The 16,247-nt window shown below is 62.9% G+C and carries 12 protein-coding genes; 4 read left to right on the plus strand and 8 right to left on the minus strand.

The window, feature by feature from the left end; genetic code table 11:
- Window positions 1-814 precede the first annotated feature (814 nt).
- From ACWKV7_RS18335 to ACWKV7_RS18350, 4 genes are read right to left on the minus strand one after another with little or no spacing between them, the layout of a single operon-like run.
- Window positions 815-3,136 carry a DUF6160 family protein gene (locus tag ACWKV7_RS18335; protein ID WP_483859141.1) on the minus strand — a complete coding sequence of 774 codons (2,322 nt, stop codon included), beginning with the start codon at window positions 3,134-3,136 and terminating at the stop codon, window positions 815-817.
- An 11-nt stretch (window positions 3,137-3,147) separates the two neighbouring features.
- Window positions 3,148-3,756, minus strand: coding sequence for a DUF6160 family protein (locus ACWKV7_RS18340; protein ID WP_483859142.1), 609 nt, complete (start codon window positions 3,754-3,756; stop codon window positions 3,148-3,150).
- Window positions 3,746-4,786 carry a hypothetical protein gene (locus tag ACWKV7_RS18345; RefSeq protein WP_483859143.1) on the minus strand — a complete coding sequence of 347 codons (1,041 nt, stop codon included), beginning with the start codon at window positions 4,784-4,786 and terminating at the stop codon, window positions 3,746-3,748. The genes ACWKV7_RS18340 and ACWKV7_RS18345 overlap by 11 nt, the downstream gene beginning before the upstream one ends.
- 2 nt (window positions 4,787-4,788) lie before the next feature.
- Window positions 4,789-5,835, minus strand: a complete 1,047-nt coding sequence (locus tag ACWKV7_RS18350) for a hypothetical protein (RefSeq protein WP_483859144.1) — start codon at window positions 5,833-5,835, stop codon at window positions 4,789-4,791.
- Between the two features lie 272 nt (window positions 5,836-6,107).
- On the opposite strand from ACWKV7_RS18350, the gene ACWKV7_RS18355 reads away from it, so the two are divergent.
- Window positions 6,108-6,620 carry a hypothetical protein gene (locus ACWKV7_RS18355; RefSeq protein ID WP_483859145.1) on the plus strand — a complete coding sequence of 171 codons (513 nt, stop codon included), beginning with the start codon at window positions 6,108-6,110 and terminating at the stop codon, window positions 6,618-6,620.
- Window positions 6,621-6,632: 12 nt separating this feature from the next.
- On the opposite strand, the gene ACWKV7_RS18360 is transcribed toward ACWKV7_RS18355, so the two are convergent.
- Window positions 6,633-7,262, minus strand: coding sequence for a hypothetical protein (locus ACWKV7_RS18360; protein ID WP_483859146.1), 630 nt, complete (start codon window positions 7,260-7,262; stop codon window positions 6,633-6,635).
- Between the two features lie 258 nt (window positions 7,263-7,520).
- Here ACWKV7_RS18360 and mksB point away from each other — a divergent pair, with 258 nt between their 5' ends.
- From mksB to mksF, 3 genes are all read left to right on the plus strand, one after another.
- Window positions 7,521-8,762, plus strand: coding sequence for an Mks condensin complex protein MksB (gene mksB, locus ACWKV7_RS18365; RefSeq protein ID WP_483859147.1), 1,242 nt, complete (start codon window positions 7,521-7,523; stop codon window positions 8,760-8,762).
- Window positions 8,763-8,878: 116 nt separating this feature from the next.
- A complete protein-coding gene (gene mksE, locus ACWKV7_RS18370) occupies window positions 8,879-9,553 on the plus strand; it encodes an Mks condensin complex protein MksE (RefSeq protein ID WP_483859148.1) in 675 nt (224 codons plus the stop codon).
- On the plus strand, window positions 9,550-12,387 hold the full coding sequence (mksF, locus tag ACWKV7_RS18375; protein WP_483859149.1) for an Mks condensin complex protein MksF: 2,838 nt from the start codon (window positions 9,550-9,552) through the stop codon (window positions 12,385-12,387). The genes mksE and mksF overlap by 4 nt, the downstream gene beginning before the upstream one ends.
- A gap of 57 nt (window positions 12,388-12,444) precedes the next feature.
- Here the strand turns inward: mksF and ACWKV7_RS18380 are convergent, their stop codons facing one another.
- The 3 genes from ACWKV7_RS18380 to ACWKV7_RS18390 are packed head-to-tail and all read right to left on the minus strand — an operon-like array spanning window position 12,445 to window position 16,007.
- Window positions 12,445-14,745, minus strand: a complete 2,301-nt coding sequence (locus ACWKV7_RS18380; protein WP_483859150.1) for a PqiB family protein — start codon at window positions 14,743-14,745, stop codon at window positions 12,445-12,447.
- Window positions 14,738-15,361 (minus strand): paraquat-inducible protein A, encoded by a 624-nt coding sequence (locus tag ACWKV7_RS18385; RefSeq protein ID WP_483859151.1) that lies wholly within the window; start codon window positions 15,359-15,361, stop codon window positions 14,738-14,740. The genes ACWKV7_RS18380 and ACWKV7_RS18385 overlap by 8 nt, the downstream gene beginning before the upstream one ends.
- Complete coding sequence (locus ACWKV7_RS18390) at window positions 15,348-16,007, minus strand: paraquat-inducible protein A (RefSeq protein ID WP_483859152.1); 660 nt, start codon at window positions 16,005-16,007, stop codon at window positions 15,348-15,350. The genes ACWKV7_RS18385 and ACWKV7_RS18390 overlap by 14 nt, the downstream gene beginning before the upstream one ends.
- Window positions 16,008-16,247: the final 240 nt, after the last annotated feature.

Below are 16,247 nucleotides of genomic sequence, written 5' to 3' on the forward strand. Positions count from 1 at the left end.
GCGGGTAGCAACTGGCCGACAAGCAGGCATATCACCGGGCATCCTGCCCGCTCCGTCATACCGGCGCAGGCCGGTATCCAGAAACAGACAACACCGCAGTGGCCTGAAGAGTCCTGGGCCCCGGCCTTCGCCGGGGAGACGGGTCTGAGAGAGCGTGGGAAGCAGGCAAGCGGGTAGCAACTGGCCGACAAGCAGGCATATCACCGGGCATCCTGCCCGCTCCGTCATACCGGCGCAGGCCGGTATTCAGAAACAGGCAACACCGTAGAGACCTGAAGAGTCCTGGGCCCCGGCCTTCGCCGGGGAGACGGGTCTGAAAGAGCGTGGGAAGCGGGCAAGCGAGCAGTTGCTGGCTGACAGGGCGGGCATTTCACGGATCACCCTGCCCACTCCGTCACGGCGCAGGCCGGTATCCAGAAACAGGCAACACCGTAATGGCCTGAAAAATCCTGGGCCCCGGCCTTCGCCGGGGAGACGGGTCTGAGAGAGCGTGGGAAGCAGGCAAGCGGGTAGCAACTGGCCGACAAGCAGGCATATCACCGGGCATCCTGCCCGCTCCGTCATACCGGCGCAGGCCGGTATCCACAAACAGGCAATACCGCAGTGGCCTGAAAAATCCTGGGCCCCGGCCTTCGCCGGAGAGACGGCCTGAGGGGCAGTCGATAGGTAGGTGACCATGAGTTGCCGGTCGGTATGCGAGGAACAAGCTCACCCCACAATGCCTCTCCCTACCCCGTCATACCGGCGAAGGCCGGTATCCAGGGGCAGGCAGCTCCCCGTCCACTGAGGTGAAAGAACAGGCGACCACTACTGTTCAGTTGATCGGCGTGGCCGTCAGGTTGGCGCGGATGTCGGCGTTTTGCAGCTTCACGCCGTACATGGCGGTCACGGCGCCGCCGGTCGGGTGGACGTGTTGCACGCGGTCGATATTCACTTCCTTGAAGTGGATGCGGCCGTTCACCGCAAAGCCCAGCGGGTCCGGCGATACATAGCCGCCGGCATTGGGTCCGGATTTGATGCGCACCTTGGTCGGCGCCACGTCGAGATTGAGGTCGGCGTTGAAACCGTAGGTGTTAGCGCTGGGGTTGCCCGGATTGCCGTCTGAGGTGTGGAAGTTGTCCACCACCAATTGGCTGCCGGTGCCATTGCCACCGCTGCGGTTGGTTTCCCAGATGATCTGGTTGCGCTTATCGTCGGTCGCCACGCCGTTGCTGGAGGTTTCGATGCCGCCGTCGCGCACGAAGACGTTCTTCAACTTGACCGATACCCCTTCGTTGCCGCGGTCCTCCCAGCGACCGCCACTGGCCACGCAGGCGCCGGCATTGGCTCCACTACCGCCTACGCAGAGTGCGCCGGCACCGCCGGAGCTGATGGCCATTGTCGAGCCCTGTTCGAAGCGCTTGAGCACCAGCCGACCGAGGCTGGTGCCGGTGGCACGGTCACCCCAGCGCACATCGGAAACGTCCAGCTTCGACCAGTAGGTGCCCTTGCGCAGCTCGATGCCGTTGTTGCTGACATCCACCGAGCCATCGCGAAAATGCATGTCGTAGTTGGTGCCGGACAGCCACAGGCCCTTGCCGGTCTCGTCCAGGGTCACGGCCGCACGGGCCTCGGTGACATAGAAGTCGGCGTTGTAGCGCACGCCATCGCCACTGGCGCCACCGGGCAACAGGGTGAGCTGGCCATTCAGGGTGAAGTCGTAGGCCGGGAAAATCTCCATCAGCACCAGCAGCTCGGTACCGCCCTGCAACGGCGCAGTGGGCGAGCCGACCCGCAGGCCGTCGAAGCTGTAGCTGCCGGTGACGTTGCGCAGGCCGATACGCAGGCCATCGAAGTGGCCGTTGTAGTCGCCGCGATTCATGTCGCTCTGGCTGCCGGCATAGCAACCAGCACTCACCCCGGCCGCGCAGCTCTTAGTGATGTCGAGAGTGAAGGTGCCGCTGCCGTGGGTGCGCAGCCCGCTGAACCACATGCTGTTGCCGTTATCGGTGAGCGAGACCGAGCTGTTGGCGAGGTTCCAGCCGGCATCGGCGGTCAGCCCGGCAGTGCCCGAATTGGCCGCGCCGCCGGGGCGCAGTTTCAACCAGTTCTGCCAGGCGCCCTGGTCGAGAAAGTTGAGATCGAACGCCAGGCTGCCGAGCTTCTGATTGGCCGGATTGCCCATGATCAGGCCACCGAGGGTGGTATTCACCTTGAGGTCCTGGAATGCCAGCTTGGCATAGGGGCCGCTGGCGTCCTGCTCCAGGTCCAGCGTCAGCCCCGAGTTGCTGCGCAGGGTGCCGGCGAAGTTCTCGGCGCGCAGCACGCCTTCGTCGCGGTACTGGAACAGGCTGTTGCCAATGGTGATGTCCGGGGTGATACGCAGGCCTTCGCCGCTGGCACCGCCGCTGGCGATGCGCAGGCTGCCGCCCAGACGCAGGTCCATGTTCAGGCTGCCGAAGCTGCGGATGTGGTTGGCATCGCGGGTGTCCGGAGTGGTCGGCGTCACGTTGAGACCGGCGGGCTCGCCCTGGGCGAGGTCCAACCCGAGACTGCCGATGGCCGCGACCAGACGGGTATCGCCAAGGCTGAGCTGTACAGCGCTGCCGTTACCGCCCCCGACGATATCCAGGTAAGCGTTGTTCAGGTAGGTATCCAGCGACAGGCCGCGCACGATGAGGTCGAAGCCGTTGTCGCGGTAGTAGAACGTGGTGTCGGTAAGCGACAGCCGGCTGGCGTCGACGCTGAAGCCCGAGACGCCGCTGGCGCCGCCGCCCTTGAGCTTGAGGCTGGCACCGAGGGTGTAGAAGGCCGTGAAGGTGCCGAAGCTGTTGGCGCTGCCGGCCATCTCCAGGCTGCCGACCCGCAGCGTCGCGGGTGTCGCGTTGTGCTCGACATTGAGCCGATCGCCCACCACGTCGATGGTGGTACTGGAGGTGCCGCCCGCCGCCTGAGGCCGGTTGCTGATGTTTTTCGCGCTCAGCGTCCGGCCGTCCTGGCTGTAATCCAGGCTGGCAGCCGACCAGCCTCCGCCGCTGGTTTCGATGCTGATACCGGCCTGACCGTTGATCGCCGACAGGTCCTCGTCATCCAGCGCCTGCATGGCCTGGGCAGGCAGGCTGAACAACAGCGGCAGCAGCAACAACGATGGACGCATGGCTCGGTTCCTCAGTTCTTCGGAAAGACCAGCACGTTGCCTTGCATGCGCACGGTGCCGTCGACTTTCGCGGAAAACAGGGTGGTCTGCTGGTAGCTGGCGTCGCCGCCATTGGCCACGCTGCCGGCCCGGTTGCGCCAGCCGCCCTGGTTGGCCACGGCGAAGGCGAAACTGCCGTTCTTGAACTTGACCTCGTTGGGCAGGCCGAACTCCAGCACGTCCTGCTTGAACGCGGCGCCGTCGCCGCCAAAACCGCTGTCGATGAAGCGGGTGCGCAGGGTCAGCCCTTCGAAGCTGAACACGCCCTTGATGTTGTCCAGTACATACCAACCGCCGGTGGCCTCGGAGCGGATCGCCAGGCGCATGCCGCAGCTTTCCGGCGTGCTGCTGCCGGGCGTGGCGCAACTGCGCTCGCTGACTGTCCAGGTCGTGGCGTTGTTGCTGGAGGGCTTTGTCCAGAGCACGCCGCCGTCCTTGTTGATGCTGAATTCGCCGGACAGATAGACCCCGCCCTGGCCGTTCAGCTCGCTCAACGCGGAATCGTCGATCGGCTTGAGCTCGGCCTGGGCCAGCAACGGCAATGCCAACAGGCCGATGGCGCAGAGGCGCTTACAGGTCACGGCTGGTCACCTTCAGGTAGTTGATGCTGAGCCCGGAAATCTCGTTGCGGCCGAAGTTGTAGCCGCCGGTGGGCGCCTGGCCGTAGCCGGGGCGCGTGCCGCCGAAGTTGAGGTTGTCGATGACGATATTGGTGCGCGGTGCGTTGGCATAGAAGTCCGCCGCCAGGGCATTGCGTGCCGCCTGGGTGGTGCCGCCGGCCACCGGATTGGGCAGCTCAAGTATGAAATTGCCGTTGCTATTGACGTCGAACAGTAGCGGCTGGGTCTTGCCGTAGCCAAGGCTGATGTTGGCGTAGGCATTGGTCATATAGATGGTGCGTGCGGCTTGCTCGGCAGCCGTGGTGCAGTTGGTGGTGCCGGCGGCGCAGGACATCAGCTCGATGGTCTTGGCATAGAGATTCAGGCGCATTTCGCCGACCAGCTGGCTGCGCAGGCTGTCGCCCCACAGGCGCAGGTATGAGCCGTCCATCACCAGTTCGGCGATATCGAGGTTGAGAATATCGGTACGCCCGGCAGCGACCTGGAAGTCGAAGCGAATGCCGGCATCGACCTTGCCAGCGGCCCGTGTCGAGCAGTTGCTGCCGGCCGCCGCATAGCCATTGATGCAAGGCTGGCCGGCTGCCCCGGTGAGACGCTCGGGAAAGGTCAACTCGAGCACGGTGACATTGCTCGGTGTGGTCTGCACCCACACACCATCGTCACGCAGGGTGCGCAGGTTCTCGCCTTTGCCCAGGTTCAGCGCGAATGGGTGGTCCAGGCGGCCGACGGTCACCGGGTTGAGCACGCTGCCTTTGTTGCTGCCGGTGGCGCCCAGGTAGAACTCGCGCACCGAGATCGGCACGTTTTGCCCGCTGCCGTTGGTAATGTCGTTGATGGTGATGGTGGCCTGGGTGGCGTCGAACAGCACGTCTTCAAGCACAAAGCCAAAGCCGGCACCCTGCACTTCGGATAGTTGTTCGTCGTCCAGGGCCTTGAGTTCGGCGTGGGCCAGGCTGCTCAATAGCGATAACACAACGATTAGGTAACGCATGCTCAGCACCCAGCAGTCTGTGCACCTAGACAAGTGTCTTGTCTAGGTATGCCGTTAAAAGCTTGCTCAAAGTCAATGGTAATGGGCGCCACCATATTGCCATTTGCATCTTTGTACTTTGGCAAGTTCATGAAGGCACCCACCATGGCAGTAATGAAGGCATTATTGTCCGTATCCCGCCACGCCAGGTCTTGGGTCTGCATCGAAATAAATAGGCCGCGGGCTGCGCCCTCAATGGCTGCGGTGTTCGCATTGTCGACAATATTCATGTTACCCACAGGCAGAGATCCGAAATTGCTCAATGGAAAGCATGTTGACAATGACATTACCTGGCACCCGCTGGACGCAAACAATCCCAGCAACGCATCCGTCAGGCCTCCCAGATTACAGCCGCTAACACACCCGAGCGTCTGGCCATTCTGCATCCCCGCCAACTCCCCCCGGACGGGATCAAGCGCACCTCCGGAGTTTACTAACGTAGCTTCCGTCTGGAGGCGAGTGCTTCGTGTAACACCTGCGATTCCCAAGAGAAATTTCTCCCAGCCACTAGCCTGATCATAAATTGGCGCAGCGGTGCCTTCGATTTTCACTGGGATATTTCCGGTCAAGGTCTGAATATCACCAGAAAGAATTCCCTTTGCCTCACCGAAACCCAGTCGAATCCCTACGACCTTACTTCCTTGATAAGCAAGTTCCAGGTAAGGATTTGCAATAACGAAGGGGTTAACTGTGTCATTAGGGCCAATGGTACCTAAGGCGAAATTATTGATATTGATATCGGCCGACCCTGCCTTCTCACCGCTTCGACCATAGAGCCCCAACTGCAGCTTTTTCATGTTGAGCTGCGTTTCGATCGTCGTGCCAAAATTGACACGCGTGTAATTGATACCGTTATAGGCATCGGTAGTCAGGTTGATGAATGCCTGCCCGGTGATCTCCGAAAGCTCGTCATCCTGCAGCTCTTCCATGCGAGCCTGCGCCATGCCGCACAGAAAGCCGGCACAAAGCAAGGCGCACAAGGGGCGGACGAAGCGTGAGAGCGGGCGCATGGCGAAGTCCTTGTTCTTATGGTGGAGGCCCGAAGGCCATTACCCTGACTGCCACTATAAAAAAGCCCGCACCAGATCGGTGCCGACCCATAGTCGAGTCGTCGACCCAACACCTCTCCGCCAGCACCCTTGTGCTGTTACCCAAAATCACAGGCCACGTAACACCCACACGCCCGCACAACCAGGATCGGTCTCCAGCCATTCGAAGGATGGCGAGGCTTCGCGCCCCTCCCCCTGCATCATCCTTCGCTCTCATTGATAAGGATTTCGACATGAAACAACTGTTTGCAGCTATCCCCCTACTGCTCGGAGCAACAGCCGCATTCTCGCAGGAAGTATCCGTTCATCTCGCCTTGAAAATCGGCGTGCATACACGGGAATACGTAAATTATGGCAACCTCAAAAGCTTTCATTTTTGGGGCTACGGCTGGTCCCCTGAAGAGCAAATCGGTGCACTACTTAGCACCTCTTCACCCTACGAAACGCTCATATTTTCCGGTGGCCGCTATAAATTCCATCTAGATCCTAACTATTGCTCTTTTGGACTCGCAGTGAACGGCAATTCGACGGCAGAAATAGAGTTTGTGAGGAGCATTAGGAAATTGATCATTGCGGGGCATGAAATCCCCATCTCCGACAAGGACAGTGAACGCTTTGCCGGAGCACTGGAAAACACGTCGGTACTAGGAGCACCGCAGCCGAATTGCGCAATTCTGGATAAGCTGGAATCAGATTACCCAGAAGACTCCGTCATCGAGGTCTCGATCATCCGCGAAGTCCCCTGACGCCCAGCCCACCTACCGGTGGGCTTCTTCATTGCCGCTCTGGCGAAAGAGCCCGATCAGGTGATCGGCAATCGCGCCCTTGAGTCCGTCGATATTCAGTTTGGAATGCGCCTCGAGCTTCAGCGCGTTGATGCGGTGCAGATGCAAGGAAGGCATGCGGTCTTCGTATTCGCGCAGATCGCCCTTGGTCAGGATCGGCAGGAAACTGTCGCCCTTGGCCTGGTAGCGCTGGATCAGCAGCTTCAGGCCTTCCTGGAAGGGTACCTCCTTCGAAGCCGCCAGGCGATGTTCGCCGGGGATCTTCAGGTATAGGCCGGTGTAGCCCATGACTTCGCCCGGCACGATATAGATGCCGGTGGGTTCCACCGCTTCGGGCGGAATGTCGTGGAAGGTGTCATGCCAGGCCTGTTCGTTGGGCAGGATGGTAATGCTGCCGTGGTCTTCCTCCGGCACCACGAAGCTGTAGTTGCTGTAGAGCTTCTCGACATAGGCCGAATAGACGCACAGGCGGTTCTCGAAGCGAAGTAGATAAGCGATCGCTTCGCGCCGATTGGTGATGGCATCCAGTTCCCAGGCCAGATCGTTTTGCCGTTGCAGCTCGTCCCAGCGAGTCGCGGCATAGGATGCATCTTCGTTGGACATAGGCTTATCGGTTCTACGTTTGGCCTCTGCTCAGGCAGAAAACATGCCAGCAAATTCAGACAGTTATAGTCGCTTTGCGAAGCCGATCACGGGTTTCGCCGCCCGTCGCGGGGCGCAAAGTGCCACTATTGGTCACCCACTCCAGACCACCTTATCTACAGCTTAGTCGGCTCTGCGTGACGCCTCCGATCAGTTGATACTCAATCGCGCCGGCGAACCTGAAGTACAATCGCCGCTTTTGAAAGCACCGGCCTTGCGATGATCGATCCCAAGCGCGTCCTGCGCGCCCTCGCCGAACACTGGAGCCTGCTCGAGCCACTGTGCGAGCGCTTCGACCAAGGCACCCTGAGCCTCAATGAACTGCGCGGCCAGCTCGCCGCCCAGCTACCGGACAGCACGCCGGTCGACGTGACCGCGCTGCTCGACCAATGGATTCGCCTGGACATCCTGGTGCCGGTGGCCAAGAGTCCTAATCGCTTCGAACTGAACGCGCAGATTCATGACTTCCTCGCCTATCTGCGCCGCGAGCACCGGCTCGGCCTGTGCCTGGAGATCGAGGCCTACCTGCGTCATCTGGAGCGTCTTGCCGGCTACATCCAGGATGCCTTCGAGGTGCGCGACGGCAACGACCTGGCGCGGCAATTGCGCCTGCTGGACATGCGCGTGCGCGATGTACTGAAGAAGCTGGCCAACGACGAGCAGGCGCTGGTTGGCGTGGCCGACCGGGCCAAGACCAGCGACCGGCAAATTCCGCTGCGCCAGCGCTACGCCGAGGTACTCGCCACCTGGGACGAGTACGTCGAGCCGATGATCCAACTGGTGGCCGCCGACGGCGCCTTCGAACAAGGCGTGCGCCGCGTCGAGCAGGTGCTGCTCAAGCTGCTCGGCGAACAGCAGCGTCTCGGTCAACTGGTCGACGACGACCTGCTGCTGCGCACCCACGCGCGCATCCTGGAAATGCAGACCACCGCCCAGTTGACCCTGCGCCGTGCCCGCGAGCTGCTGCTGCCACTGCGCGAAGAGGCCCGTCGGCACAACGCGGTCACCCGTGGTGCCGCGCTGGCGCTCTCGGCGATTCGCAAGAAGGGCCTGGACGCCGTACCGCAAGCGTCGATGCCGTTGTTTACCCGTCCGCAGAGCACCTTCCTCGGCAGCGCCTCGCAGGTGGAGGCCTACGTCTACGCCCTGGCCCGTTTCGAACCCAAGCCGGCGCAGTTCCCCAAGGCCAGCGGCACGCGCAAGGGCGAGCCGCCGCGCGCGCCACGCACCGCGCGGGAAATGATCGAACGCTGCGAACAGGCCCTGCCACTGCCGGACCTGATGCTCTGGCTACTGGAACAGGAGCCGCAGGGCGCCACTGACGAACTGCTCTACTGGTTCTCGCGCCTGTCCCGCGACAGCCGCTTCCAGCGCGAGCGCCTGGAGCGGCGCGACTACCTTACCCGCGAGCATCAGGTCAGCCTGAGCTCCTATGCCCTGGTGGGTCGTCCGAATGCTTAAGCCTTGCGCTGCCCTCCGGGAGAGGGCCGGGGTGAGGGTCTGTCGCCCACCTCGAAGCCCCTCACCCCCAGCCCCTCTCCCATGGGGAGAGGGGAGCACCACCTGCGAGTGACCGCATGAATATCGATCTGAAAGAACTGTCCCTGCTCGCACCGATCTTTCGCGAGCTGTTCAAGGGCTACCACGTCAGCCGCCGCGATCCGGAGCTGTATGCCCAACTGTCCAACCTGCAGGACCAATACCGGGCGCTGTTCAAGGCCCTCGGTTTCGAGCTGGTCTGCGACAGCCGTGGTTTCTATTACTTTGTGCCGGAGCAGATGGGCGCCCAGGTGAACAAGACCGCCCAGCGCCTGGCACTGTTCACCTTCATTCTCGTCGAGCACCTCGCCGACCAGGGCCGCGACCCGCTGGCCGTGCTCGACGGCGGCAGCCTGGGCCGCGATGAGCTGCCGCCGCTGCTGGAGAAGTACCGCGACCTGTTCCTGCAAGCCGAGGTCACCAGCCAGGAAGAGCTGGAAGAAAAGATCCTGCGCCGCCTGACCCAGCTTGGCTTCGCCGCCGAAGACAACGGCGTCTATCGCTTCCTGCCGCCCATGCACCGCTTCCTCGATGTCTGCCTCGCCGTGCAGCAGGACCGCGATCTGGCCGCCACGCTGCACAGCGACTTGCCGCTGCCCACACCCGTGCTGGTCGCCGAAGAAGAAGACGAAATCGTGGTGATCGCGTCGGATGAGTCCGAGGAAGACGCTCTGGCCCGCGCCATCGCCGAAGAAAAGGAGCTTGAAGCATGAGCCAAGAACGCTACGGCATCCGCCGCTTCGCCCTGCTCAATACCGCCGGCTACAGCCTCGGCCTGTTCCCACTGGAAAACCCGCTGTCCGTATACGGTGCCAACAACCTGGGCAAGTCCGCCTCGATCAACGCCTTGCAGTTTCCCATCCTGGCGCGCATGTCGGACATGAGCTTCGGCAAGTACAGCCTGGAGCAGTCGCGCAAGTTCTACTTCGCCTCGGACACCAGCTACATCCTCGTCGAAGTGTCCCTGCCCCACGGCCCGCATGTGATCGGCGTGGCCGGGCGCGGGCCGGGCGGCGGCTTCGGCCACCAGTTCTTCGCCTATGCCGGCGAGCTGGACCTGGAGCACTATCAGAAGAACGGCACCTGCCTGCGCCAGCGCGAACTCTTCAACGCCCTGGAGCGCGAGGGCATCAAGGCTTACGAGCTCAAGCCCGAGGAGCTGCGCCGCCTGCTGGTCGGCGGCCATACCAGCATCCCGCTGGACCTGACGCTTATCCCGCTGCGCTCCACCAGCGAGCAGAGCCTGAAGACCTTCCGCGCGCTGTTCATCAACCTGCTGCATATGCGCGAGATCACCGCGGCGAAACTCAAGCAACTGTTCCTCGATGCTTTCGAGCACAGCCTGCGCTCCGGCAGCGTCGACTATATCGCCGCCACTGAAGAGGCGTTCCGCGACGTTCGCCGCATGGAGCAGGACTACCAGGCACTGGTCGCCGCCGGCCCGCTGGTCGAAGCCCTGGCCGCCGGCGTGGCCCAGCGCGAAGTGCTGCGCGGCAAGCTGCATCGCCTCTCGCCGCTGCTCGACAACCTGCTCGGCGCCTGGCAGGACTATGCCGGGGCGCGCAAGGAGGAACTGGTTATCCAGGCCGAGCACTACCAGCACGAGCAAGACGGCCTGCAACAGGAGCAGCGCGGCGGCACTGCCGAGCTGATGCGCCAGGAGCGAGAAATCAGCGAGATCCAGCGCTGGCTCGGCGAACTGGCAGTGCTGAAGAACCGCTTCGCCCTGGTCGACGATGTGCAGGTGCTGGAGCAGCAGCTACTCGCCGCCAAGGATGCCCACGACGAGCTGGCCGGCGCCCTGGCGCAATCCCGGCAGTTCTCCAGCGAGGACCTGGACGAGCGCCTGCGCGACCTGGAAAAGCGCCTCAAGTCGATCAAGCAGCAACTCGACCACGCCGACAACAACAGCTATGCGCGCCTGCGCGAAGAGTTCACCCAGGCCGATGTCGACCGCCTGATGCGCCTGTTCAACGGCCAGCTGTTCAGCTTGCCGCTGGGTGACAAGGGCATTGCGCTGGGTGACGACGACCGCTGGGTGAAGACCCTGGAGGCGGTGCTCGACGGCTTCAAGGGCGAGCGCTTCGAGGTGCCCGGACTGTCCATCGATCTCTCCCATATCGAGCCGCCGGCCCTGCAGGCACTGGCCGACCGCGCCGCGCTGCGCGACCAGAAGGACCGCCTGGAGCGCGAACTCAAGCAACTGAAAACCCAGCAGGCCGTGGCCGCCGACCGCGCCAGCAGCAAGGCCCAGGCCGAGGCGCTGTATCAGGCGGTGCTGGATGCGCAGAAGGCCATGGAAGACTTCCGCCGCTGCCAGACGCTGAGTGCCGAGGAGGCGGAAAAGCTCGAGCGCCTGGCGCAGTTGGAAGCCGCGCAGGATGAACTCAAGCGGGCCAGCGATGCCTTCGCCGAGCGTGTGCAGCAGCTGTCTGCCAAGCTGCAACTGGTCGGCCGCCAGCTCGCCGACCTGGAAGCCAAGCAACGCACCCTGGACGATGCCCTGCGCCGTCGCCAGCTGCTGCCGCGCGACCTGCCGTTCGGCACGCCGTTCACCGACCCGGTGGATGACTCCCTGGACAACCTGCTGCCGCTGCTCAACGACTACCAGGACAGCTGGCAGGCGCTACAACGCGTGGACGGGCAGATCGACGCGCTCTATGCCCAGGTGCGCCTCAAGGGCGTGGCCAAGTTCGACAGCGAGGACGATGTCGAGCGTCGTCTGCATCTGCTGATCAACGCCTACGCGCACCGCCAGGACGAAGCCCTGACCCTGGCCAAGGCGCGCCGTGCCGCGGTCACCGACATCGCCCGCACCCTGCGCAACATCCGCAGCGACTACGACAACCTGGAACATCAACTGGCGCTGTTCAACCGCGAGATCAACAAGCGCCAGGTATCCAACCTGCAGAGCTTCCGCATCGTGCTGGCGCCGAACAAGGACGCGCTCAAGCACATCGACCAGATCATCCACAGCGCCGGCCAATACGAGGAAGGCGAGACCCTCTCGGTGTTCGACCTCAGCCAGTCGGCCGATCAGGATGCGAAGAACGAGGAAGCCAAGGAATACCTGGCGCGGCTGGTGGCGGCCAACAACAACCAACTGGGTCTGAAGGACCTGTTCGAGCTGGCCTTCGAGATCACCAAGGTGCATGGCCAGCCAGTGGTGCACACCGACATCGACGGCGCCGCCTCCAACGGCACCACCATGACCATCAAGGCGCTGACCAACATGTACCTGTTGCTGCACCTGATGGATCGCGAGCAGGCCGGGCGCATTCGCCTGCCCTACTACCTCGACGAGGCGGCGGACATCGACGAACGCAACCAGCAGGCACTGATCGAAACCAGCCTGCAACTGGGCTTCGTGCCGATTCTCGCCTCGGTGAAGCCGCAGGTCTCCGCCCATGTGGCCATCGACCTGGAAGGCGGCAGCGGCCCGAATGGCATCTATATCGACGAGGCGGATTGGAAATACATCAAGCGCCGTGAAGCAACAGCCGTGGGAGTTGCCAAGGAAGAAGAAACAACCGGCGAGCCCGCCTGATCGGCAGAGCGCTGTGCAGGCCAAGCCCGCGCAGCGCTCCGGGTCCAACCGGCGTTTCTACTTGTCCAGTGCGATCTTGGGCGCCCAACGCAACCACTCTTCTTGCGGCTCGCCGAACAGGGCAAAGGTCTGGCCCGGCAGCGCCTTGCCGCCCATCTGCTCGCCCTCCGGCGTGGCGAAGGCAATACCGCCTTCCAGCAGTGCCTCCACCGACTCGGTGCGCACCGACGCGCCCTTGAACAGGCCGAAATCGAAGCCGAAGCCACTGGCGTTCCAGAAGCGGCTGCCGCTGTGGACCAGCACCGCATAGCGTGGCTCGATCAGCACGCGAATCAGCACCCGGTCGGCAGTGGGGCCGAGCTCGAAACCGGTCACCTTGCCCACCGCCACCTCGCGATAGGTTACCGGCACACCGGGCTTGATCGAGCCGCGACGCGGCGCACTGAGAACCAGCTCCAGCCCCTGCTCGCGGGGCGATGCCGTGGGCGCCCGCGGCAAGGCCACGAACTCGGTCTGCCGGGGCGCGCCCTTGGCGGCCGGCTGCACCTCGATGTACTGCCCGCTGACCAGGGTTTCCAAATTAGCCGTGCGCACCAGGCCCAGCTCCGGACGTACCACCCAGAATTGCGAGCCGGTGCGAGCGATGCGATCGGCGGCTTCGGTGATACGCGCGGTGAGCAATACGTCCCGCAGATCATCGCTGAGATCGATTCGATCGACCTTGCCCACCTCGATGCCCTTGAACTTGATGGCCGTGCCTGGCGACAGGCCGTCGCCGCTGTCGATCCGGATGCTGATCTCGGTGCCCTCCTGCATCGCCTCGTCGCGGCTATCGTGCAGGGTGAACTTGGGTACGCGCCGGCTCAGCGGCGCCTTCGGATCCGGCGTCTCGAATGCGACGCCGCCTGCGAGCAGGCTCTGCAGCGACTCGCTCTTCACCTCGATGCCGGAGAGGCCGCCGGATAGCGTGATGCCGCTGGCATTCCAGAAACGGGTGGAGCTGTTCACCAGGTTGGCGTAGGCCGGTTCGATGTGGGCGCCGATGATCACGCGCTGGTGATTCTTGGAAAACTGGAAGCTCTGCACCGAGCCGACCTTGACCTGGCGATAGAGTATCGGGCTGCCGATATCCAGCGATCCGAGGCTATCGCTGAACAGCACCAGATGCAGGCCCGGCGCGCTGACGTCCAGCGGCGGCGCCTTGAGCCGCGCCTCGAACTCGCGCCGCGCCGGCGCGCCCCGCTCACCCGGTCGCATGGCAATGTAGTTGCCCTTGACCAGTGCCTCCAGCCCGGTGATGCCGGCCAGGGAGATCGACGGCTTGACCACCCAGAACTGCGAGCCCTCGACCAGGTAGTCTTCTACCAGCGGGTCGATGGTCAACTCGGCGATAGCACTGGAAAGGTCCGGCTCGACCTTCAGCGCCTTCAGGGTGCCAACCTGGATGCCTTTGTACATCACCGGCGTTCGCCCCGCCTGCAACCCGTCGAAGTCGCTCAGCTTCACTTGGATCTTGATACCCGCCTGGGCTGCATCGAAGTCCTCGTAGAGCCGAAAAGGCAGGCTGGGGTCCGTGGGCGGGCTGTCCTTGCGGTGTTCCGGTGTGGCGAAGGCAATGCCGCCGGCCACGATGCTGGCCAAGGACTCTGCGCGAAACTTGACGCCGCCGAGCCCTGCATCCACGGTGATGCCGCTGGCATTCCAGAAGCGCGTGTGCTTGCGCACCAGATCGGCATATGCCGGCTCGATATAGATCTGGATCTCGACCGTGCGCTGGTCCGCCCCCAGGCCATAGCTCTTCACCCGGCCGACCTGCAGCTGGCGATAGAACACCGGGCTGTCGCGGTTCAGCGAGCCGAGTCGTTCAGCCTTGAGGGTCAGGTGCAGGCCAGGGCGGCTCTCGGGCAGCGGCGGGGGTTCCTCCAGTGCCGTGAAGCGCAAGGTGGGTTCGCCATCACCCGGGCTGACCTCGATGTAATTGCCCGACACCAGCGTCTGCAAACCGCTGATGCCCGCCAGGCTGATGTTCGGCTTGACCAGCCAGAAGCGAGTATTGCTGCGCAGGTAGGACTCGGCCTCCTTGTCCATTTCCAGGGTGGCGATGACGCCCCGCCGCTCGCCGCGGTCATCCAGGGTCAGGTCGACGACCTTGCCGATCGACATGCCCTTGTAGACCACCTCGGTCTTGTTGATCTCGATGCCTTCACCGCTCTCGAAGCGCACCTGGATATCGATCCCGGCCTGGCTGTAGGCGCGCCAGGCCAGCCAGAGGCCGATCATCAGTGCGATCAGCGGAAGCACCCAGATCGCCGACCAGTTGGAAGCCGGACGTACTTTCGCCGTGGGCAGGTCAGTCATGGTCGTCGTCCGACTCCGTGTTATCCCAGATCAATCGAGGGTCAAATGTAATGGCGGCGAGCATGGTCAGGACCACCACGCTGGCGAAGGCTACGATACCGAAGCCCGCCTGGACGGTCGCGAGATTACCGAAATCCACCACCGTCACCAGAATGGCGATGACGAAGATGTCCAGCATCGACCAGCGACCGATCCATTCGATGAAGCGATACATCAGTACCCGCTGGCGAGCCGATAGCGGCTGATGGCGCTGCACCGAATAGAGCAGCAGGGCGATGCCGACCATCTTGAAGATCGGCACCAGGATGCTAGCGACGAATACGACGGCGGCAATCGGCAACATACCGTGTTGTATCAGCGCAATGACTCCGGACATGATGGTGTCCGGGCTGCCAGACCCCAGCGAATTGACGGTCATTACCGGCAGCACATTGGCCGGAACGAAAAGAATCATGGCGGTAAGCAACAGCGCCCAGGTACGCGCCAGGCTGTTCGGTCTACGCGCATGCACCGGCCCGCCGCAGCGTACGCAGGCCTGGCCATCAAGTTCGGGCTGCCAGCGGTTCAACTGGTGGCATTCCGGGCACAGCAGCAGCCCGGCATCAATCGCTCGCATGGGCATCCTCTCCCGACAAGGCTTCCCATATCTGATGCGGCGACATCACCGCCTCCAGCGCCAATTGGGCCAGCAACAAGCCAATGAAGCAGATCAGGCCGAGCCCCAGGTTGAGGTCGGCCATGTCCCTGAGCTTCACGATGGCCACCAGGATCCCGATCAAGTAAACCTCGAGCATGCCCCAGTCGCTCATGTGGTGATAAATCCGATACAACAGAAGCCCATGGCTGCGCCCCACCTTCCAGCGAATGCTGAGCAAAACGGCCAGTTGGCAGAGCAGCTTGAGCAACGGCACGCCCATGCTGCACAGAAACACCAGCACGGCGATGCCCTGCATGTCGCTGCGGTAGAGGCCGAGCACACCGCTCCACACGGTGTCCTGGGTGGTCTGGCCATAGAGGTGCAACTGCATGATCGGCAGGAAATTGGCCGGCACGAACAACAGCAACGCTGCCAACACCAGCGCCAGACTACGGCGCGCCACGTCGTGACGGCAACTGTACAGTTCGAATCCGCAACGAGGGCAGTCGGCGCGCTGGCCCACCTGCAGCACCGGTTTGCGGATCAGCAGGTCACACTCATGGCAAGCCACCAGCTCCTCCAGGGGAAGCTCAGACAATGAGCAGGGATCGGCTGGTTCAGGCATGGGCAGGGCTCTGAAATTTGCGCCTATTCTAGACGAGCGAAGCGGCAGGCGGTTGCACCGGGACAGCGGGGCGTCCCGCAGATCACTGGATTGGGACGGTATCGTCCCAAGAGGGTTCAGCGTTGCCGCTCTGTATTCTTGCCTGCAAAAGCAAACCCCCCATCCGCTTGGCGGATGGGGGGTTTGGGATAGAAGCTTGACGATGACCTACTCTCACATGGGGAAACCCCACACTACCAT

The organism is Zestomonas ipomoeae (genome assembly GCF_057128665.1).